This window comes from Williamsoniiplasma luminosum, assembly GCF_002803985.1.
In the GTDB taxonomy this organism is placed as follows: Bacteria; Bacillota_I; Bacilli_A; order Mycoplasmatales; family Mycoplasmataceae; genus Williamsoniiplasma; species Williamsoniiplasma luminosum.
The window spans coordinates 313,378-336,657 of record NZ_CP024963.1 but is presented as its reverse complement, the minus strand read 5'-3'; the positions used below and the strand labels follow the sequence as shown (position 1 = coordinate 336,657).

Below are 23,280 nucleotides of genomic sequence, written 5' to 3'. Positions count from 1 at the left end.
AATGTCCTCAAAAAGATTATTGAAAAAATGATTCTTAAAAAATATCGATATTTCCACTTATCTTAGGGTTGAATAATTGTTTTAAAAAATGCTATGTGAGCAGTTTTTAAAACAATAAACCGAGTATTACCAAAATATAAAAGATTTAGTTTTCAAGTTTGAAAACTATCAAAACTCATATTAGTACCACAAATTTAAAAATGGTATTTATTTTAACCGACCTCTAATTAAGAAGTGTGTTATCTAAGTTATTTTGGCTATTGACCGATAAAAATCCTTAATACTCACAAAATCTAATTCGCAAAGAACATTAAAAATCTTTTTGACCTCATTTCATTTATAAATTCAGACCGCCTCAAAAGGATGTTTAAAAAAAATGAAAAAACTATTAACATTACTCTCGACTATCGGGATAGCAGGAACACTTTCTGCAACAGTTGTTTCTTGTGGCGTACGTGTTTATGAGAAACCAGAAGAAGAAGAAAATGATGCAGAACCTAAAGATATTTCTAAACTAAAAATTAATGATCTACAAGTTGGAATTAATGCAAAAATAATTCATGAAAAAATTCTTGGTGCAATTAGAACCATCTATAAAAAAGCTGAATTAGATCATGATTATTTGATTGAAGGATTGGATGAACTTTTAAGTAATGACGTTGTTAGAACAACTGGAAGTATAAGCATTATGGCTCAAGGGGAATATTTAGTCGGTGGATTTGTCATAGACATAAATGAAAATAGTTCAATCACAAGCCCAATTCCACCTGACCCAAACCCAAATCCGGGTGCTAAATTTGATATTACCAAACTTATAATTACGGGTGTAACTAATAAAACCACAATGGATGAAATCGAACAAAGAGTAGAAGCTAAAATTCAAGAAAATGTGGTTAAAGGTATTATGTTTGGGCGTGATTATACAATTGCTGGAAATCCCCAAAAAGATACCAACATCCAAATTCAAAGTACTAGTTTCAGTCATTGAATTACTGGAGGTTTCACCATTAAAGTTGAACCAATCATCAAGAAAGATATTTCAGACATTAAGATTAATGATATAAAAGTAGGGACAAGCAAGGATGCAATTTATACCAAAATTGGTAATGAAATTAAAGCTAAATATGGTGATGCTATTTTACGACAAGATTATCTAATCGAAGGGTTGGACAATCTCTTGGAAAACAATTTGATTCACATGACCGGAAGTGTGAGTGTTATTGCTCAAGGGGATTATTTAGTTGGTGGATTTGTCTTACAAATCAATGAAAATGATTCAACAACTAGCCCGATTTCACCAGATCCAAACTCAAATCCTGGGGCTAAATTTGATATAACAAAAACTACGATTGAAGGCATAAATAACAAGACTACGATTGATGAAGTTAAGCAAAAAGTTGAAGCAGAAATTAAAAAAAATGTAACTAATGGTGTCACATTTGGGCGTGATTACACAATTGCTGGAAATCCACAAAAAGATACCAACATCCAAATTCAAAGCACTAGCTTCAGCCATTGAATCACAGGAGGTTTTACAATTAAAATTGAACCAATCATCAAGAAAGATATTTCAGATATTAAGATTAATAATATAAAAGTGGGGACAAGCAAGGATGCATTTTATACCAAAGTTGGTGATGAAATCAAAGCTAAATATGATGGTGCTACACTAGGACAAGATTATTTAATTGAAGGACTAGATAATCTCTTGGGAAACAACTTAATTCACATGACTGGAAGTGTGAGTGTTATTGCTCAAGGGGATTATTTAGTTGGTGGTTTTGTCTTACAAATCAATGAAAATGATTCAACAACTAGTCCAATTTCACCAGATCCAAACCCAAATCCTGGGGCTAAATTTGATATAACAAAAATCACAATTGAAGGTATAAATAACAAGACTGCAATCGATGAAGTTAAGCAAAGAGTAGAAGCTAAAATTCAAGAAAATGTAAGTAATGGTGTCACATTTGGACGTGATTATACAATTGCTGGAAACCCAGAAAAAGATACCAAGATTCAAATTCAAAGTACTAGTTTCAGTCATTGAATTACTGGAGGTTTCACCATTAAAGTTGAACCAATCATCAAGAAAGATATTTCAGACATTAAGATTAATGATATAAAAGTAGGGACAAGCAAGGATGCAATTTATACCAAAATTGGTAATGAAATTAAAGCTAAATATGATGGTGCTACATTAGAACAAGATTATTTAATTGAAGGACTAGATAATCTCTTAGAAAACAACTTAATTCACATGACTGGAAGTATCAGCATTATTGCTCAAGGGGATTATTTAGTTGGTGGGTTTGTCTTACAAATCAATGAAAATGATTCAATCACTAGTCCAATTTCACCAGATCCAAATCCAAATCCTGGGGTTAAATTTGATATTACCAAAACTACAATTGAAGGTGTTAATAGTAAAATCACAATTGATGAAATTAAGCAAAAAGTAGAAGCAAAAATTCAAGAAAATGTTGTTAAAGGTGTTATGTTTGGGCGTGATTATATAATTGCTGGAAATCCCCAAAAAGATACCGACATTCAAATTCAAAGTACTAGTTTTAGTCTTTGAATCACAGGAAGTTTTACAATTAAAGTTGAACCAATTATCAAAAAAGATATTTCAAATATTAAGATTAATGATATAAAAGTGGGAACAGATAAAAATGCAATTTATACCAAAGTTGGTAATGAAATTAAAGTTAAATATGATGGTGCTATTTTAGGACAAGATTATCTAATCGAAGGAGTAGATAATCTCTTGGAAAACAATTTAATTCACATGACCGGAAGTGTGAGTGTTATTGCTCAAGGAGATTACTTAGTTGGTGGCTTTGTCTTACAAATCAGTGAAAATGATTCAATCACCAATCCAATTTCACCAGATCCAAATCCAAATCCTGGGGCTAAATTTGATATAACAAAAACTACGATTGAAGGCATAAATAACAAGACTACGATTGATGAAGTTAAACAAAAAGTTGAAGCAAAAATTCAAGAAAATGTAACTAATGGCGTAACATTTGGACGAGATTATACAATTGCTGGAAACCCAGAAAAAGATATGAACATTCAAATCCAAAGCACTAGTTTCAGTCATTGAATTATCGGAGGTTTTACAATTTCAGTAAAAAAACTTATTGACATTAAAACAATCCAAAATGAATTGCAAAAAATTTTAGATTCAGTTCCGTTAGATGACTATTATAAAATGGAAAGAGAAACTGAAAAGAGACTAAATAATATCCCGCAATATAGTGGAATCATTGTAAAACTATGAAGGTATGATGCAAAGTACTTTAAGTTTAAAGGCGGAACCAGTCAATACACTGGTGAAGTAGAATTGTTATGAAATGGAAGCACAAATCCTAATCCAGGAGGAGGAGATATCAGTCAAATTAAAGATCAATTACAACAAATATTAAATAGTGTATCCCTAAATCAAAGTAGTGATAATATAATCCATCAGGTAAAAAAGAAATTAGATGAAACTTTTGGTGGTAATTACATATGATTATCACAACACTGATCAGGTAATCGTTCAAAATATACATTCTATGGACGCGGAAATGGATGAACGGGTGAAATTACATTAACGTGAGGTCAATAAAAATAATTAATATAAATCAAGAAGACTGAAATTTGAAATAATTACCCAAATAAAAAGTATAAATAACCTCAAAACTAAACTCTGTAATATTTATTATTTACAGTAAAAAATAAACTATTATTAACTTTAATACAAAATACCCAAAGGAGCAAGTTTTATGATCATTAAAAGAATTACAGTAGATTTTGAAACCGAAGAAGAGTATCAAAATTTTAAAGCAAAAATGAAATATTTTAAAAAGAAAACATATATCACAAATAATGGTAACGTTATTAGATATTGTGTTGATTCTAATTTTCGTATAGAACATGGGGAGAAACATAATTAAAATATATAATTTCTAGATAAAAAGCTATGAACAAATGTTGCGAATTTGTTCATAGCTTTTTTAATTTTTAGTAATAGTTTTTGATTAAAAAATATGCGAGTTTAAATCTCGAACTTTGGTTTAAGTGTAGAGTCAAAACGTTGAATATTATTTTCCAAATCGATTTTACTTTTATCAGTTTGAGCAATTTTGAAAAGAATTTTTTGGATTGCTTGATTAGCGAAAATCGTTGGAAAAAAATTGATTTTCATTGATTTAAAGAGTTGATTTAAATAGTCCATTAAGTCTAAATATTCAAAACTATTTGCATATTTTTTGAAAGTTTCAACAATAATTTCTTCATTTCTAGTCACATTATATAAATGTCATGGTTTGGTTTCGGGTGTAAAATCTTCGCTGGCATTAATTTCTGCAACTAATTGATTCATGATTTCTTGAGCCAGAATTTTATCTTCTTTTTCAAAAGTTAAATTCACTGAAATATTTAAATTAAATTCCCCTTGTAAATAGAACATTCCAGTTTTAAAATCGATTAAATCTCAGTTTTGAAAATTTTCATTTTCAAAACTATAAATCGATTGATTTCGAAAATTTTGTTCAAAACTAAATTTACCAGTTTTGAAATAAACTTTATATTTAGTTTTATCTGGTTTATAATTTTCCCCCATTCAAACATGGTTTAAATTGACATCAATTTTTTCAATAATATTTAATTCTTCAACATCGTTTGGAAGTGATTTAACTTTAAAGTGTTTTAAATTACGATTACGAAAATCAAAGATTTCTTGTAAAAATTCGTTTTGAAATTTGCTTTGATTTAAGATTTTTTGTTCAAAACTATTTTTAGATAAACAAATAATTTTATTGTCACTTAAATAAATTTCAAAACGAATCATAAAGTATCCAATTAATGTAAAAGCAGGGCGATCAGCATTTTTGTATTTTAAAGCTCGATTTCAATTTGCACTACTTAAAATCGCATTTTCGATTTTGTTTGGTAACAAATCAAAAGTTTCATCACCAATTAAAAAAGTCGAAGCATGCTTTTGAACTTCAACTAAAATCGCTTGTTCTCCAATATACAGCATGCTTCTCCTTTCTTTATTTAAGACAAATCAAACATTGTCTATTTCTCAAATTTACCTTGGGCAAGATTGTGATTTCCTCCACCTTTGGTTCTAATTCCTGGCATGTTTTTGAACACTTCAATGGCTGGATATTGCCCTTGTAATTTTTCACTAACTGCAACCACAATGAAATTACCTTGATCAGATTCACTCAATAAAATGACGATTACATCATCAAAAGTGTTTCTTAATTCATCAGCTAGAATTTTTAATTCTTGCATGTTTAAATCATTGGCATTAATCTTAATTTGATTAACTCCTTGATCATTCAAACTTGGTTTTAAGTTTTTATAAGCATTTAATTTAGCGTTAGTATTTTTTAGAGCAACTTGTTTTTCAAATAAATAAACTTCAAGTTGGAATTCTTGACCAAGTATTTTTAACTCTTGAACATTGTCTCTGGTCATTTTAAAATGTTTAATTTCATTAAACATTTTTTCAATTTTGGGCGAACTTTGAATTGGTTTTAATTGCTCATATTTGTCCATGTTAATTTGAGCAGTTGCAAGTTGTTCATTTCAAATTTCATCATAATAATTTTGCACTCCAACAAAAGAAGTTAAACATTTAATACGAAATAATCCGCTTCCTTTAGATTCAATTCCTGTGATCACAAAATCTTCAATATCACTGGTGCTGTCAACATGTGTTCCTCCACAAAGTTCTGATGAAAAATCACCGAATTGAACAACTCTGACAATTTCATCATATTTTTCAGCAAAAAAGGCTAAAGCATGATGTTTTTCAACAGCTTCTTGCATGCTCACAAAATGCACTTCACGTTTAATTGCTTCTTTGATTTTTTGATTAACTAAAACTTGAGTTTGATGTAACTCTTCAGGTGTAATATTACGATTAAAAGTAAAGTCCATACGCAAACCATGTTCATCATTATATGATCCTGATTGCATTACCAAATCCCCCAAAACTGCTCTTAAAGCAGAGTGCACCATATGGGTTCCAGAGTGGTTTTTCATTGTGTAAACACGTTTATTTTTATCCACACTTGCATCAACCAAATCATTGATGCTTAATGTTCCTTCAACAGTTACACGGTGAATATTTTGACCTTGTGGTCCTTGTTGAACATCATCAACCGTCCCAACTCCTTTTAAGCCTTGAATGATTCCATGATCAGCTGCTTGTCCACCTTTTTCAGCATAAAATGGTGTTTGATCCAAAATTAAATATCCAGTTGTATCAGTCAATTCTTCAACTTCTTTTTCATCAACAAACATAAAAATAATTTTAGCATTTTTGTGAGTTAATTCTTCTCAACCAGTGAATTTTGATTTAACATCCATTTTGGTAAATAGTTCATTTTGTTTATCTCATGCTTGAACTTCTTTACGAGCATTTCTAGCTTTATCTTTGGCTTGATTTAATAAATTATTAAACCCTTCTAAATCAACTGCCACCTGACTATTTTGAGCAAGTTCGATTGTTTGTTCAATCGGAAACCCAAATGATTCAAACAAGAGCATTGCATTAGCAGCGCTCACTTTGCCTTCTTTTTGAATCATTTCTTCTAGCAATTCATAACCTTTAGACAAGGTTTGTAAAAACTTGTTCTCTTCATTCTTAATTGTTTCGACAATAATTGGTTTTTTATTCATTAAATATGGATAAAATTCACCCATACTTTTAATCACTTCATCAACTAGTTGATATAAAAAAGCATTGTTAATTCCTAATTCTTTTCCATAAATTGAACTACGACGAATTAAACGACGGATAATATATCCACGATCTTTATTTCCTGGAAACACCCCATCTGCAATCGCAAAACTAATTGCTCTAATGTGGTCAGCGATTACTTTAAAAGCAGTATTAATTCTTGTTTGTTTGGGGTTTGGATTGTCATAATTTTCAATTGAATATTGAAAATTATGCTTAGTCAATTTTTCAATTGCCTTAATTGTTGGAAAGAAAATGTCGGTTTCAAAGTTAGTTGGTGTATCTTGAAAAATTGACACAATGCGCTCTAAACCAGCACCAGTATCAATATTTTTTCTTGGCAATTCAGTATAGTTATTATTCCCATCATTATTAAATTGAGAAAAAACAATGTTTCAAATTTCGATATAACGATCGTTTTCAATATCTTCACTTAACAATTTAGTGCCAAGATTTTGTGGATCTCATTTGACTCCACGGTCATAAAAAATTTCTGTGTTTGGTCCACATGGTCCTTGTCCAACATCTCAAAAATTAGTATCTCTTCCCCCAGGGAAAATATGATCAGGTTTAATCCCGATGATTTCAGTTCAAATCTTGTAAGCTTCTTCATCTTCATTAAAAACAGTGATGTATAGTTTTTCTGGATCTAAATCAAATCAATCTTTACTAGTTAATAATTCTCAACCAAATTCAATTGCTTCTTTTTTAAAATAATCACCAATTGAAAAATTACCAAGCATTTCAAACAAAGTTTGGTGACGAGCAGTCACCCCGACATTTTCAATGTCATTTGTTCGGATGGCTTTTTGAGAATTAGTTAGACGTGGTGATGGAGGAGTTTTACGTCCATCAAAATATGGTTTCAAAGTTGCTACTCCGGAATTAATTCATAGCAATGATGGGTCTTCAACCGGAATTAAGGAAACCGGGGCTAAAAAATGATGTTCTTTGGCTTGAAAGAAGTCAACTCACATTTTTCTAATTTCATTTGATGATAATTTTTTCATTTTTCTCCTTTAAAATTATTGTGTATATTAAGTAATATTTTACCTTATTTGTCTTTCAAATCATTGAACATAAATGTTAATAATTTTATAAACTAGGCAGTTTTTTCACATTTTTTAAAAAATGTGAAAGTTTTAGTATAATTTTTATATTGCTACTATTATTTAACAATAATATTTTGATACCTAAATTTATGAAGATAAATTTTTAGTGAGGAGAATTTATGAAGATTGATTCAACAAAAAAGAGATTAATTTTGGTTGACTTGGATGGGACTGCCTTAAAAAACGATGGAAAAACATTACATCCCAAAACCAAACAAGCTTTAATTAAAGCTCAAGAAGAAGGGCATATTGTTTGTATTGTCACAGGAAGACCTGTTCGTGCAGCCATCCAATATTATAATGAATTAAAACTCAATACATTATTAACTAATTTTGATGGAGCTCATATTTCTGATCCAATTAAAAGAGAATTTAAACGTCTTGTTTTTCCGATTAATTATGAAATTATTATGGAAATTTTAAATGACGAAACAATTAATAAATCAATTGAAAACATCATGCTTGAAAGTTATGATAGAGTTTTAATTTGAAAAAAAGATGAAAATCTAGAAAACTTTTTCCATCTCAACGAAATTGAAGAAATCGGCATTGATAGTTTAATTGTGGGAAACCCTTGAGAATTTTGAAAGGGATCTTCAACAAATATTGTTTTAAAATTAAAAGGAGAAAAATACCTCCATCGCGTGATTCGAAGTTTAGCTAAATTCCAAGATGCAGTTAAAATTCAAAGTGATGTTTTATATGGAATTAAATCAGTTGATAAAGAACCAATTATTACCTTAACTAATAAAAATGTTGATAAAGGATTTGCCGCTGAAATTTTGGCTCAATATTATAATAAAGACATTCGTGATGTAATTGCTTTTGGAGATCAATTGAATGACTTTGAAATGTTAAGAAAAGTCGGGGTTGGAATCGCGATGCAAAACGGGGCTTCAACTTTAAAATTTATCGCCAACGGAATTACTCACAAAACCAATGATGATGGTGGAGTCGGGGACTACATTCAACGTTTATTAAAAGGTGAAGAATACTAATTGAAAAATGCAAACCAAGTGGTTTGCATTTTAAATAAGCTATTTTTTGAGCAAGATTGTTAACTCTTCAATGTGTTCTTCTAAAGCTCGGATTAAAGGTAAGTATGTTTCTTCTTTGGTGAAATCAATGCCTGAATCATACATAATTTTCATTGGTTCTTTATGCCCTCCAGCCTTTAAAAAGTTCAAGGTTGTTTCGATGTTTCCAGATTTAATATCTGTATATAATTTGTAACTGGCAACAACATCAATCGCATATTTATAAACATAATACGGAGAATGGAAAAAATGCGAAATATAAGGTCATCCATAACCAATTCCTTTGGAATTGGGTTTTTGATCAAACACATCATGACCATATTCTTGTTGGGTTTTAACAAATAGTTTTCCTAAAATATCAGCTGTTAATGGTTGGCCATTTTCCACCAGTTTATGAGCTTGATATTCAAAAGCGGAATATTGAATTTGCGTTGTGAATGTTCCTAAAAGATCTTGAATTCGGTGTTGTAATAAATAAATTTTTTCTTGTCTATTTTTGGCGTTTTTAAACATGTAATCAAACAATAAATGTTCATTAATCGTTGATGCCACTTCAGCTAAAATAATTGGATAATCATTTAACGGGTAAGGTTGATTTTGGTCTGCAAAAATCGTGTGCACAGAGTGCCCAATTTCATGTGCTAATGTATTCACTGAACCTAACTTATCATCTCAATTCATCAAAATTATTGGATCTAATCCAGAACCCCCAGATGAATAAGCACCATGGCGCTTATTAGTATCTTCATAATAATCAATTTTATTATTTGATCAAGCAACTTCTAAGGCTTGAAGATAATCTTTTCCCATGATTGATAACGCTTCTTTAATGATCACTTTTGCTTGTTCAACACTAAAGTTGCTTTTGTAATCTTCAACCAGTTTCAATGAACGATCAGTCACATAAAATTTTTCCAATTGGAAATAATTTTTAACTAACTGGAAATAATTTTTAAAAGGTTGATTATATTTTTTTCCAATTTCTAGTAATTTTAAGTAAATATCAACTGGGACAGAATCTCCACTTAAACTCGCTTGCAAAGTCGACTCATACCCTCTTAATTGCACGTCTTCAACACTGCCTTGTAAAATTCCTTCATAAATTGCTGTGAATGAATGCTTGCGATCAACATAATTTTTACTATATAATTTCGAAGCTTTAATTCTTAATTGTTGGTCTTGAATTGGGTCAGTATCTTCATAAATTTCAGTCAGCAAACTTTGTGTTAGAATTTGTTTTTTGCCTTTGTAAACAATTTTTTCATCATGTTTATCAGCAGTGCTTAAACTATCATAAATCGGGTGCACTGCCCCCATACTTCGACCGACTTTTGATAATAACTCTTCATCATGAGCATTCAATAAGTGTTTAGCTTCTTCAAAAAATTTCTTAAAGCCATAAATATGTGGATAATATTTTGGATCAGAATTTAAAAAGTTCATAATTGTTGTTTCACCAATTTCTTTAAATTCTGGGGCAATAAAAGATGTTGCAACAGAAATTTTTTGATATTCATGAGCGATCAATCCTTCAAGTTCTTGAAAGCTTTGGTCAGTTGCATCAGTATCTGCATAATGCAGATAAATACTCATTTTATTTACCAAAAAATCAAGCTCTTCTTCTAATCTTAAGTATTCAAAGAAAACTTCTTTTTGATTTAATTTGTTTTTAAAATCTTGATATTTTTGGGTTTTATCCACAAGCAAATTTAAGTCTTTTTTTCATTCATCGTGGTTCTTGTATAAGTGACTAAAATCTCATTTATATTCTTGGGTAGCTTCTTTTCTTTTCATTATAAATTCTCTAATTCTTTGATGATTTCTTGAACTGATAGAATCCCTTGAACCGCTGTTTCGTTTGGAAAAATTATATAAGGAACTTGTTCAATATCGTGTTCAATTGCCAATGATTCATCCGCTGTAATATCACTCAGAAATTTATTAGTCCCATACATATTTCTAATGGTTCTAGGATTGATATCATCAATTTGAGCTGTGATTTTAATAAGTGTTTGAACTTCGGAAATATCTAAACCATGAATAAAGTTGGCGAGAAAAATGACATTAATAATGTCTGTTTGAAATTCATTATCTTTATAAGCGTGCATTAATCGATGCGCTTCTAATGTGTTGGCTGGTTTAATATCATCAAAATTTATATGAATCGCATGGGTTTTAAGCATTGTTTTAATCTTTGGTTTTTCTAAAACTTTTTTAGCATTTTCCACATTATTTTGAAAACGTGAAATTTCATAATCTTTGGTATTATCAAAATCTGGGTCAACTTGAAAGGTTTTATATTCAACCTCAAATTTTTTATTCTTTAAACTTAAAAGTGCTTTGTTGAGGTTTTTAAACATCAAATAGGCAAGGGGAGAATTAAAATCTATTCATAACTGTATTCTATTTTTTATCATTTTTATCCTTCTTTTCTAATTCATCAATTATTTTATTTTGTTCCTGAATCAATTGTTCCATTCGTTTAGTTGCTTCTTCAAAAAAAAGAATTAAATTAGTTTGTAAAATTGAAAAAGAATTCACTTTGGTTATTCTTGTTTCATTTGGCATATCTTGAGTTAAATCTTTTAATTTTTTGTAAAAGTCTGGTAGGCCAACATTGATTGCATTAACAATTCTTTGCATCGGCATTGTTTTAATATTGAATTCCATAAATGGATCTTTTTGTTCAGCTTTGATTTTTTCAATTGATGAAAATTCTTCTGAATCAAACTTGATTGATTCAGTTTTGACTAAAATGTTAAAAATATTGATCAAATTTTGAATGTTTGAGGCATTGATTGGTTTGTCTGATCAAGATTGTTTTTTGACTGATAAAACGTCTAAATCCTTGGTCTCAACAATTCCTAATTTATTTTTGAAAACATCGTAAAGCATTTGACTAGGCATTTCACGATTAATCAAATCTGAAACAATTGAAGCAAAATATTTTGCTTCAATTCCTAACCCCAAATGTTGATTGGGTTTATTCGGATCTGGCCTGACTAATAAAAATGGAAAACTCCCCTCCAAAATCACCTTGTCATCTACACTACGCATTTTTTTAGCATTGTATAGAGTTCATGTTGCTAATTTCATAATATTGCCTCCTTCATTTTATATATTTTATCAAACAAAACCCAATCATAGTCAAAAGGTACAAATTTAGGGCATAACAAAAAGCAGCTCAAACCAGTCAATTTACCTTTATTGATTGGTTTAAGCCACAAAATTATTAATTAAAAATTATTATATGATTAGTATTATTTAGTTAATGTTTCTTTTTATCGTCAGTTGTTTTGTTTGAATTAGCACATTTAGTTTCATGTTTTTCATGAACTTTTTTGCATAAACCACAAATTTTTGACTCACTATTGTTTAACATTTTTTCTCTCCTCTCATAGTTATGAGATTTAGTTTTACCAGTTAAAAGTCATAACTATTTAAAAATATTATATGCTTTCTTTTTTACAAAAATCGTTTTGACGCTCAAAAACATTATTTCTTTTTTAAAGGTCAATGAAATAAAAAATCTCTCGAAAAACGGGTTTGTTTTTCGAGAGAATTAATTAAATTTTTGAATTAATAAATGCTTATTTATTTAACATTTCAAATAATGTTTTTAACATGATTGCATTACCACGACCATCACGATCAGCAGTTCCGGCAATATCTAAATGAAGGAATGGTTTTTCTTCAGCAAACACATTCAAGAAAGCAGCAGCAGTTGAACTACCAGCTTCTCTGCCTTTTTCTGCATTAGTTAAATCAGCAATTGGAGTTTTTTGCATCATTTCTAAATGTTCATCAATCAATGGTAATCTTCATAAACCTTCACCAGCAACTTTAGCTGCTTTTTCAGCTTCAGCATATAGTTCGTCATTTTTTGAAAATGCTCCAGTAAATCAATGACCTAATGCAATGGTAATTGCCCCAGTTAGAGTTGCTAAATCAATCACACGATCAGCTTTTTGTTCACGAACTGCATAAGTAATTCCATCAGCTAAAACTAATCTTCCTTCAGCATCTGTGTTGTCGATTTGAACAGTTTTACCATTCATTGAAGTTAAAACTGATTCAGTTAAAGTCGCGTTTCCACCAATACGGTTATCAGTAAACATTCCAATCGCAACAACATTTGCTTTGGCTTTAGCTTTTGCTAAAGCCATCACAGTTGTTAACATAATTGCTGCCCCAGACATATCAAATTTCATACCATCCATAAATTGTGCTGGTTTTAAATTATAACCTCCAGAGTCAAATGTAATTCCTTTTCCAACAAGTGCTGTTTTTGGTAATTTGGCATCACTTGTGTATTCTAAAACCACAACTTGTCCTTCAACGTTTGATCCAGCATTAACACCCAAGAATAATCCCATTCCCAATTCTTTAGCTTCTTTAACTCCAAGAATTTTGGCATTGATTCCAGCAATTTTTTTCGCATCATCAACAATTTTTTTAGCAAAGTAAACTGATGTTCCAATGTTTGGTGGAGTGTCTTGTAAAACTCTGGCATAGTTTGTCATTTCAGTTTTAATCACTTCAATTGCATGTTCTTTTTGGAAATCGTGTTTTGTTAAAAGATTGTAAACAATTTTGCTTTCTTCTTGTTTTTCTTTTAAAGAAAACGATTTGAAACTTACAAAATCAATAGTTTCAAAAATTGTGTTGAACACAATTTTTGGATCTAAATCTTTTGCAATTGCTATAATTGAATCTAAATCAATATTTAGATTCACTTTATTTGTTGCAACAAAATTTGCGAAAGCTTTTTTTAATTGCTTACGACGATCATTGGTTTTGGCGTTTAAAACCATGTAAATTTTTGCCTCACTACTAATCAAAGTCGTGCTTGCATCTTCTTTTGAAACAAATTTTGGAAGATTTGTTTCGGTTACCGCTACTAATGTAACTTCTTCTTGTTTTGCATTTAAATTAATCATTTTTAATTTCTCCTTCATTGATTTTTATTATAACATTTTAAAAACACCATTTTTAAAATGGTTATAAAACAGCTAACGCATTTCGCGGTAATTGTTTTTTAGTATAGATAATAATTGAAATAATCACCAAAGATGAGAACCCAATAATTAGTCCTGCTCAAATCAAAATGAATGGGAGATTTCAAACAAATGGAATTGCCAAATCGAGATTTTGAATCATCAGTGTGGAAGCAATATTAATTAGAATTCATGAAAGTAGAATACTTGTGGCCAAAGCTAAAAAGGCCGATATTAAATATCCACTTACTAAATATTTCAGAACCTCTTTTCTTTTATACCCCATGGTTTTAAGAAGTAAAATGGTTTCTCTATTTTCCAATAAGGCCAGAATTGTAATAATCATCGAAATTGTGACCGCAATTGCCGTTGTCAGTAAAATCGTATTTCTCATAATTCCAGCAAAAGGTTGGGTTAGGGTTTCGAGTCTTTTTGTGACTATATTAAATAATAAAACATCTGATTCCATATTATTCAAATATTGGATTATTTTGCTATGTGAATTTTTGAAATAATCACTAATTGATGAGCCAGGTGTCCCACTATCATAATTGGCAATCGGGAATGTTAAATATTCAAGTTGCATTGGGGTTTTATTTTGTGAGAAAAAGGAATTTGTTACATATATTGGATTGTTGTTATCAATCATTTTTCTGAATGTGTGATCATACAATAATCCCAAAGTCGGATCTTTGGAATTGATTATTGAAAGGTATTTAAACAGATTAGATTGCGGCAAGTAAACCGATAACATATATGTGTCTTGGGTGATAATTTTATTAACTTTCAAACTTAATGAATTGAGATTATCATAATTTGTTCTTGTTGAGATTGAGCGTTTGATAATTGCTGGTAGGCCTTCTAAGTTGATATTAAATTGATCACCTGGTTTTAAATGTGCAAAATCAGCATAATGCTTAGAAATATTTACCAAAAGACTTGGTCGAGGAGCTCTGTTTAGAACATTACTTCTATAACCTATTAATTCTCTGGTATTTTTTGCAAAATTAGAATCATAATAAAAGCGTTCTTTTGAATCATTATCATTTTCAAATGCAACAATATTTAAACCAATTCCAATTTTTGGATCAGTTGCATTTGTGGTAAAAATACCAATTTGTTTGCCCTCACTAATTGTGGGGGCACGCTTTTGACCAACAATCTTTCCAAAGACAATATTAATTCCATCAAATGTCGGAATTCTTTGTTTAATGTCAACCAATTTATTTAACATCATATTGACTGAAATACTTAAACCTGGTGTTTTGGTCAAATCTTCTAATTCCTTCATCTTTTTAGTGATGTCATTTTCATAACTAGGGTTTTTGATTATTTTGTCAACAATGTTAATAATGGTTTTTTTAGGAATGTACTTACCATTCATTTCTGAGTTTAATGTTTGTGCTTTTTGTGGCAAATCTTGTGCTCAAAATTTATCATCCAAGGCATCTTCCTGTTTTAATTCATTAACATCAATCACATCATATGCTTTGACAAAAGCATCGTTTGTTCTTGCTCGATCGAGAGCATAGGCATAAACAGGCATTGAACGATTAAATTTTATTGATTGATAAGGACTGTTTCAATTTTCATAAGTTTTAATTGACATCCCCATCGATCTTTGAAATTGAAATGAAAAGAGAATAACAGTAAAAGCCAAGGTTAAAATCACATAAGAAACTATATTCTTATAAATATTTTTAAACGCAAATGCCAAACCAATTCTGGTTTTACTATTCAATTTTCGCACTGTATATTTCAAATGAACTTGAAATTTAGGTAAGGTTTTGGCCACACCCATTCCAGATATTTTCAAAACTTTAGAATTGATAATGAAAATATTGATCACAAAGAAAGCAACAACATTAATTAAAATTAAACCCATTGAAACCAAGATTGAGACAAGATCGGTTGCAAAAAAATCGTGATAGAAGTTCAAGTTTTCATATGTTATATTCATGAAAATATTTTTAATTCAAAATGAACCAAGAATACTTAAGACAAAACCAATTATAATCGGAACTAAAAATGAGAGTGTTGTCAGAAGCGATAATTCCCAATTGTTGATTCCTAAAGATTTTAAAAAGAACAAATGTCTTTGTTGAAGTAAAATGATTTGTTGACTGATGAAGAAGAAAATTAAAAATAATAAAGCCAAAACAAAGATAACAATGATGATTGCAAGTGAAAGAAATATTTTTAATGTTAGTGTCACATTTGTAAAAGTTTCATGTTTTTCTCAATAAGTAGAAATTTGTAAATTGGGTTCAGGACGTCAATCTACCTTTTTCATCATGTTATTTTGGAATCATTGTGAAAAATATTTTTGCCCAGTTTCGATGCTATTTTCCTTTCAAAATTTTAATGGAAATTGATCAGGGTTAAAATTTTTTGAATAAAAATTATATTGTTCTAAATTTGTAAGCGGACTCTCTTCATTGTGAAAAGTTTCATAAAACATTTTATCAATCATTTGCACTGGCATATACAATTGAGAAGAACCTGTTCTATGTCACACATTGCTTGCATCCATATTAGTCCCAGCAAAAAGTAAAGGATAAGATTTAGTTTCTGTTTTATTATTTACCGTAACATTATAAATGTTCCCAATTTTTAAATTTAAATCTTCCTTAGTTTTTGGTTGAGTATAGAAGAAATGACCAAACTTTGGACTAGCTTTATTTAGATAGTCTTTATTTTGTTCAGCATTTAAATTAACCCATTGAATGTAATTGGTATAGTTTAAATAATTTTCATGAAATAACTTATAGTTAGGTATTGTGGCGGTTTTATCTACATCCAATAATTCACTAGTTTCGTCACCATAATAACCTTTATAAAGATCGCCCATTCAAGGTGTTGTTGTCAAAATTTCAGCACTGAAATTTTGATCCACATTAGCAATTGCAACTTTACTTTTTCATGTTCTTTCAAACTGAAAAGCAAAATCTTGTTGTTCAGGATTTTGTTTGACGTATTTATCAAGAATAAAAGCGGTTTGAATATTATTAACTCGAAATTGTGATCTAAAAACACTTTGAATTTTAGAAACATAGAGATTAATCATTTTTAACTCTCCTTTGCTTATAATGTGTCGCAATGTCGGAAGTGTTTGCAAATAAGAATTTGTGATCATTCTACTCGGATCTCAGCGATAAATATCACCTTCAAAATAAGCAAAATATTTATAAAGATCATTGATGACTCCAGTAAATATTTTTTCATCAATTCCTGGATTTTCAACCTCTTTAATTGTGTCTCAATAAAAATTATAGACGGGTAATCCTGCTTGTTCTTGTTGAATAAATAAGTTTTTATATCTATCTTCTAGTGGTTTTTCACCTTCATATTGAACTAAATATTTTTGAGTAATAAATCTTGCATTGGGGTATCTGTCCAAGCCCATAGTTTGACTAATATCTTTGGTAAAAGTTGCACTAAACACAAGTAAACCTAAAGCAAGTGAAGTTGCTACTATGAAAAATAAGTTAAAAACTAAATAAAGCGGTCAACGCGTTATGAAGTCTTTTAAAGATTGTTTAAAAAATAGTTTTAATTTCATAACTTTAGTACCTTTGTTTTGCTCACAATAAAAAGATATAGTATTTTTTCTATTAAGCAACAAATAATCTAAAAAAGAATTATCAAATGTTAATTTTACTCATTTGATAAACTTTTTTTGCCTTTTTTAAGACCAATTACCCTCCTTTACCTCAATCATATACAAAATTCATAAAAAAAGAAAAAAACAACTTGCAAAAGTTGTTTTTTAATATTGTCTAAAAATAGTTAATTAGTTTTCGATTCCAATAACAGTTCCGGCTCCAATAGTTCTTCCACCTTCACGGATTGAGAATTTAGTTCCTTGTTCAATGGCAACTGGTTTAATTAATTCAATTTCCATTTCCACGTTATCTCCAGGCATAACCATGTCAACACCTTTTGTTAATGTAACTTCTCCAGTCACGTCAGTTGTACGGAAGTAGAACTGAGGACGGTATTTGTTAAAGAACGGTTTGTGACGTCCACCTTCTTCTGAAGTTAAAGCATAAACTGAAGCTTTTAATTTTGTGTGTGGTTTAATAGTTCCAATTTTGGCAAGAACTTGTCCACGTTCGATAGAATTTCTATCAACTCCACGTAATAATACTCCAACGTTATCTCCAGCTTCAGCAAAGTCTAACAATTTTCTGAACATTTCTAATCCAGTAACAACTGTTTTGTGTGCTTGAGGGTGTAATCCAACGATTTCAACTTCTTCGTTAACTTTAACAGTTCCACGTTCAACACGTCCTGTTGCAACAGTTCCACGTCCTGTGATTGTAAATACGTCTTCAACAGGCATTAGGAAAGGTTTTGATGAGTCTCTTTCTGGAGTTGGGATGAATGAATCAACAGCTGCCATTAAGTCTTGAACAGCTTTCACTCATTTGTCTTCACCATTTAATGCTCCTAAAGCTGATCCACGGATAACTGGTGTGTTATCTCCATCAAATTCATAAGCAGTTAATAGATCACGAACTTCCATTTCAACTAAGTCGATTAGTTCTTCATCTTGAACCATGTCACATTTGTTTAAGAAAACAACCATGCAAGGCACTCCAACTTGACGTGACAATAAGATATGTTCACGAGTTTGAGGCATTGGTCCATCAGTTGCAGCAACAACTAAGATTGCTCCATCCATTTGGGCTGCTCCTGTAATCATGTTTTTAACGTAGTCAGCATGTCCTGGACAGTCAACGTGCGCGTAGTGACGATTTTTTGTTTTATATTCAACGTGTGAAGTATTAATTGTAATTCCACGTTCTCTTTCTTCTGGAGCGTTATCAATGTTTGCGTAATCTTTGAATTCTGCTCCACCTTCAGCTGCTAATACTTTTGTAATTGCTGCTGTTAAAGTAGTTTTCCCGTGGTCAACGTGTCCAATAGTTCCAACGTTAACATGGGGTAAACTACGGTCAAATGCTTCTTTTGCCATTTTAAATTTCTCCTTGTTTTTTCATAAATAGCGATATTAAATTTACTTTCTAACATCTTTTGGCCCCCGTAGGGACGTTTATTTTTTACTATATTATCTTAATCTTTTTTTCAGATTTTTGCTATATAGTGACTAGTTTTAAACTAATCTTTTTTACCTGATTTTTTGATAATTTCTTCTGCGATTGATTTTGGTGCTTCTGCATAGTGAGAAAAAATCATTGTGTAGTTTCCACGACCTTGTGTGAATGAACGCAACTCTGTTGCGTACCCGAACATTTCTGTTAATGGGACTTTTGATTTCACAGTTTGAGCGTTTCCACGTTGTTCTGAACCTTCAATTAATCCACGTTTTGATGAAATGTTACCCATTACATCTCCGTAATATTCATCAGGAATAGTTACTTCAACGTTCATAATTGGTTCTAAAAGCACAGGGTTCATTTTTTTAGCTGCTTCTTTTAAAGCAAATGAAGCAGCAATTTTATAAGCCATTTCGTTTGAATCGACATCATGCATTGATCCATCAATAATTGTTGCTTTAACATCAATCATTGGGTATCCAGCAATAATTCCGTTGTTTAGTGTGTTTTCTAATCCAGCACGAGCTGCATTGATATATTCTTTTGAAACACGTCCACCAGTAATTTTGTCGATTCATTCGAATCCTTTATCATGGTTTGGTTCAAATTCAATCACAACGTGACCATATGATCCACGTCCACCAGATTGTTTAATGTACTTACCTTCACCTTTTGCTGGTAATTTAATTGTTTCACGGTATGACACTTGAGGTGCTCCAACGTTGGTTTCAACGTGGAATTCACGACGCATACGGTCAACAATAATATCTAAGTGTAATTCACCCATTCCAGCAATAATAGTTTGTCCAGTTTCTTCATCTGTATAAGTTCTGAAAGTTGGATCTTCTTCTGAAAGTTTGTTTAAAGCAATTCCCATTTTTTCTTGGTCAGCTTTAGTTTTTGGTTCTAAAGCTAATTGAATAACTGGTTCTGGGAAAATCATTGATTCCAAGATAATTGGTTTTTTCTCGTCTGATAAAGTATCTCCAGTGGTTGTGTTTTTCAACCCAACAGCAGCAGCGATATCTCCAGCATAAACGATTTCAATTTCAGTACGGTTGTTGGCATGCATTTGTAAAATACGTCCAATACGTTCTTTTTGGTTTTTAGTTGAGTTTAAAACATAACTTCCTTTTTCCAAAATCCCTGAATAAACTCTAAAGAATGTTAACTTCCCAACAAATGGGTCAGTCATCACTTTAAAAGCTAAAGCTGAGAAAGGTTCGTTGTCTGTTGAATGTCTTTCATCTTCAGTTCCATCTAATAACATCCCTTTAATTGAAGGAACATCAAGTGGTGATGGAAGGTAGTCAATCACTGCATCTAACAATAATTTAACCCCTTTGTTTTTGAAAGCTGATCCAGCTAAAACTGGGAAGAAGTTAGCACTAATAACTCCTTTACGAATTGCTGATTTTAATTCAGGAATTGTAATTTCAACTCCATCTAAAAATTTCATCATTAATTCTTCATCATATTCAACTGCAGCTTCTACTAAGTGACCACGCAATTCTTTTGCATGTTCTAACATATCAGCTGGAATTTCGATTGGTGTTGCGACTTCGTCAGCACCACCATCGTAGTGATAAGCTTTCATTTCCACAAGATCAATGATCCCTGTGAAGTTTTCTTCAGCCCCGATTGGTAATTGGATTGGTGAAGCTTTTGCTCCCAATCGATCTCCGATCGATTTAACTGAATATTCAAAATCAGCTCCAGTTTTGTCCATTTTGTTAACAAAAACAATTCTTGGAACACGGTAAGTTGTCGCTTGTCTTCAAACAGTTTCAGTTTGAGGTTCAACCCCTGACTGACCATCTAAAACAGCCACAGCTCCATCTAAAACTCTTAATGAACGTTCAACTTCAACTGTGAAGTCAACGTGACCAGGAGTATCGATGATGTTGAAACGATTGTGTTTTCAAAACGCAGTCGTTGCAGCAGATGTAATTGTAATTCCACGTTCTTGTTCTTGTGCCATTCAATCCATTTGTGAAGCTCCTTCATGAGTTTCACCAATTTTATGAATTTTCCCTGTATGGAATAAGATACGCTCAGTTGTTGTTGTTTTACCAGCATCAATGTGCGCCATAATTCCAAAGTTACGAGTATCCTTTAATTGAAATTCTCTTGCCATAATTTTCCTCTCTATTATCAACGGTAGTGAGCAAACGCTTTGTTTGCTTCTGCCATTTTATGTGTATCTTCACGTTTTTTAACTGATCCACCCATATTATTTGATGCATCAATAATTTCGTTTGCTAATTTAATTTCCATTGTTTTTTCGTTTCTTAAACGAGCATAGTTAATTAATCAACGTAACGCTAATGTAATTCTTCTTTCATTTGAAACTTCAACTGGAACTTGGTAGTTAGCTCCCCCAATACGACGAACTTTAAGTTCTAAGTGTGGTTGAATGTTATCGATTGCTTTGTTAAAAACATCGATTGGTTCTTGACCAGTTTTTTCTTTGATAATATCAAATGCTGTATAAATAATTGTTTGAGCTGTTCCTCTTTTACCATCTAACATAATTTTGTTAATTGTTTTTGTAACTAATTTTGAGTTATAAATTGGATCTGATAAAACGTCTCTTTTTATTGCTTGATTTTTACGCATGGTTGTAATTCTCCTTTCATATTTTGATTTGTGTTGAACACAAATCTTGATTTTTTATTGTTTTTATTTTGGACGTTTAGTTCCGTATAATGAACGACCTTGTTTACGTTTTGCAACTGATTGAGTATCTAATGTACCACGAATAATATGGTAACGTACCCCAGGTAAATCCTTAACACGACCTCCACGAATTAAAACAACTGAGTGTTCTTGTAAGTTATGTCCTTCTCCTGGAATGTAAGCATTCACTTCCATTCCGTTTGTTAATCTAACACGAGCATATTTACGTAACGCTGAGTTAGGTTTTTTAGGTGTCATAGTAGCAACACGAGTACATACTCCACGTTTTTGTGGTGAAGAAACTTTAGTTACTTTCTTTTTTAAACTGTTTACACCGCGGTTTAAGGCTGGCGCTTTAGTTTTTCATGTTTTGGCTTTACGATTAGTTTTTACTAATTGGTTAATTGTAGGCATTGTATTTCCCCCTTTCACTTATCCGTGTGTATCGAACTCACACAATTAATATTATATACAATTTTTATGAAAATGATAAATATTTTTTAAACTAAATCTTTTTTATCTTTTACATTAAATTTTGAAGGATTATCGGGCGTATTTGGGTGTTTAGAATGATCAAAAAATCTCGTAACTATTGTTTGTAGTTACGAGATTTAAATAAGTTTTATTATTCTTTATTTACTTGTTGGTTGTGATGATTTTGGTTTTTAAGTTCCAAAATATTTTGAGTTAAATCAATTCCAACTCAAAAACAAATTGCAATAATTAAAACCATATCGATAGTTAGAAATGCTACTAAAATGATTGGTTTTGCTTGTGCCAACATCATAATACTTGTTGAAAATAATAAGATATCAAAGATGATTAAAATTAAACCTTTTTTCATTTGTTTATGAATTTTATTTTTTTCAATAAAATTCATCAAATGTGCTGCTAAAACCAAGCCATTAAAAAGACTAGTGATTAACATAATTACTCCAATTGAGTAGTATGCTGCATTTGTTGGGGTGATTGTTGGACGTCCGATTAATGCCAGGAAAATAACATCACCGATTCATCAAATAAGAGAGGAAATAATGAACAGAACTTCTAAAGTTGGAACACTTTTAAGGATTGAAGTATAGTTGAAGAAGAATTTGGCAATGACATTTTCTTTAACTCTTTTGATTGTTGTTTTTTCAATTGTTAAATTGTCAAAATTTTCTAATTTTTCTTCATTTAAATCAGTAAATTTATAATGTTCTTGATCATTGTGAGTTTTCAGAATATTTTTTTTCATTGTGCTCACAAAATCTTCTGCCAATGTTTTTTGAATGGTATCTAAAACAAAAGCTTTGCCCTTAACAACGACATTAAGGATTGCCAGTTCTTGATTGGATTTACTTTTTTCAATCGAAATCATCTTCACATCTCTAATATCAAATTTTTCAAATTCAACTTTACTATCAGGGTTGTCCATTTCTTTTTCAAAAAATCAAATATTCGAATCAGTTAACACTAATTCTATATATTTGATTGAAGTTGCTTCAGCAATTTCAACCTTTCTTGTAATTATACTTCCAATAATTTTTTCATCTTTATGAATTTCTGTTTTGATTGTAGGATATATGTTTTTAATTCCAAACTCTACATCGAATTCTTTAACCATCTTTTTCACCTCTTTTTTTATTATAAACTTTTTTA

The 23,280-nt window shown here is 30.7% G+C and carries 15 protein-coding genes; 3 read left to right on the top strand and 12 right to left on the bottom strand.

The annotated features are described in order from the left end of the window. The first annotated feature begins 376 nt into the window (after window positions 1-376). Together ELUMI_RS01390 and ELUMI_RS04525 are read left to right on the top strand one after the other, a co-directional pair. Window positions 377-3,619 (top strand): N-ethylmaleimide reductase, encoded by a 3,243-nt coding sequence (locus tag ELUMI_RS01390; RefSeq protein WP_100618533.1) that lies wholly within the window; start codon window positions 377-379, stop codon window positions 3,617-3,619. A gap of 157 nt (window positions 3,620-3,776) precedes the next feature. Next, window positions 3,777-3,947, top strand: coding sequence for a hypothetical protein (locus tag ELUMI_RS04525; RefSeq protein WP_156921426.1), 171 nt, complete (start codon window positions 3,777-3,779; stop codon window positions 3,945-3,947). A gap of 101 nt (window positions 3,948-4,048) precedes the next feature. Here ELUMI_RS04525 and ELUMI_RS01385 read toward each other — a convergent pair whose 3' ends face one another. Then, window positions 4,049-5,035, bottom strand: a complete 987-nt coding sequence (locus ELUMI_RS01385) for a hypothetical protein (RefSeq protein WP_025734500.1) — start codon at window positions 5,033-5,035, stop codon at window positions 4,049-4,051. A gap of 38 nt (window positions 5,036-5,073) precedes the next feature. After that, window positions 5,074-7,761: an alanine--tRNA ligase gene (alaS, locus tag ELUMI_RS01380; RefSeq protein WP_025734499.1), complete on the bottom strand. Its 2,688-nt coding sequence runs from the start codon at window positions 7,759-7,761 to the stop codon at window positions 5,074-5,076. A gap of 221 nt (window positions 7,762-7,982) precedes the next feature. Here alaS and ELUMI_RS01375 point away from each other — a divergent pair, with 221 nt between their 5' ends. Beyond that, window positions 7,983-8,861 carry an HAD-IIB family hydrolase gene (locus ELUMI_RS01375; RefSeq protein ID WP_025734498.1) on the top strand — a complete coding sequence of 293 codons (879 nt, stop codon included), beginning with the start codon at window positions 7,983-7,985 and terminating at the stop codon, window positions 8,859-8,861. 39 nt (window positions 8,862-8,900) lie between these two features. On the opposite strand, the gene pepF is transcribed toward ELUMI_RS01375, so the two are convergent. The 10 genes from pepF to ELUMI_RS01325 form a co-directional block, all read right to left on the bottom strand. Beyond that, window positions 8,901-10,694: an oligoendopeptidase F gene (gene pepF, locus ELUMI_RS01370; protein WP_025734497.1), complete on the bottom strand. Its 1,794-nt coding sequence runs from the start codon at window positions 10,692-10,694 to the stop codon at window positions 8,901-8,903. Further along, entirely contained in the window at window positions 10,694-11,317 is a 624-nt protein-coding gene (locus ELUMI_RS01365; protein WP_025734496.1) for a DsbA family oxidoreductase, read from the bottom strand. The genes pepF and ELUMI_RS01365 overlap by 1 nt, the downstream gene beginning before the upstream one ends. Continuing rightward, window positions 11,304-11,996 carry a hypothetical protein gene (locus ELUMI_RS01360; RefSeq protein WP_025734495.1) on the bottom strand — a complete coding sequence of 231 codons (693 nt, stop codon included), beginning with the start codon at window positions 11,994-11,996 and terminating at the stop codon, window positions 11,304-11,306. Before ELUMI_RS01360 ends, ELUMI_RS01365 begins: the two co-directional genes overlap by 14 nt. 494 nt (window positions 11,997-12,490) lie before the next feature. Beyond that, a complete protein-coding gene (locus ELUMI_RS01355) occupies window positions 12,491-13,840 on the bottom strand; it encodes a M17 family metallopeptidase (RefSeq protein ID WP_025734494.1) in 1,350 nt (449 codons plus the stop codon). 61 nt (window positions 13,841-13,901) lie between these two features. Beyond that, a complete protein-coding gene (locus tag ELUMI_RS01350) occupies window positions 13,902-17,459 on the bottom strand; it encodes an ABC transporter permease (protein WP_025734493.1) in 3,558 nt (1,185 codons plus the stop codon). A gap of 231 nt (window positions 17,460-17,690) precedes the next feature. Beyond that, window positions 17,691-18,878, bottom strand: a complete 1,188-nt coding sequence (gene tuf / locus ELUMI_RS01345) for an elongation factor Tu (protein ID WP_025734492.1) — start codon at window positions 18,876-18,878, stop codon at window positions 17,691-17,693. Window positions 18,879-19,021: 143 nt separating this feature from the next. Further along, window positions 19,022-21,097: an elongation factor G gene (fusA, locus tag ELUMI_RS01340; RefSeq protein WP_025734491.1), complete on the bottom strand. Its 2,076-nt coding sequence runs from the start codon at window positions 21,095-21,097 to the stop codon at window positions 19,022-19,024. A 14-nt stretch (window positions 21,098-21,111) separates the two neighbouring features. Then, window positions 21,112-21,579 (bottom strand): 30S ribosomal protein S7, encoded by a 468-nt coding sequence (gene rpsG / locus ELUMI_RS01335; protein ID WP_025734490.1) that lies wholly within the window; start codon window positions 21,577-21,579, stop codon window positions 21,112-21,114. Window positions 21,580-21,642: 63 nt separating this feature from the next. Continuing rightward, on the bottom strand, window positions 21,643-22,053 hold the full coding sequence (gene rpsL, locus ELUMI_RS01330; protein WP_035018922.1) for a 30S ribosomal protein S12: 411 nt from the start codon (window positions 22,051-22,053) through the stop codon (window positions 21,643-21,645). A 211-nt stretch (window positions 22,054-22,264) separates the two neighbouring features. Beyond that, window positions 22,265-23,245, bottom strand: a complete 981-nt coding sequence (locus tag ELUMI_RS01325; RefSeq protein WP_025734488.1) for a hypothetical protein — start codon at window positions 23,243-23,245, stop codon at window positions 22,265-22,267. Window positions 23,246-23,280 lie beyond the last annotated feature (35 nt).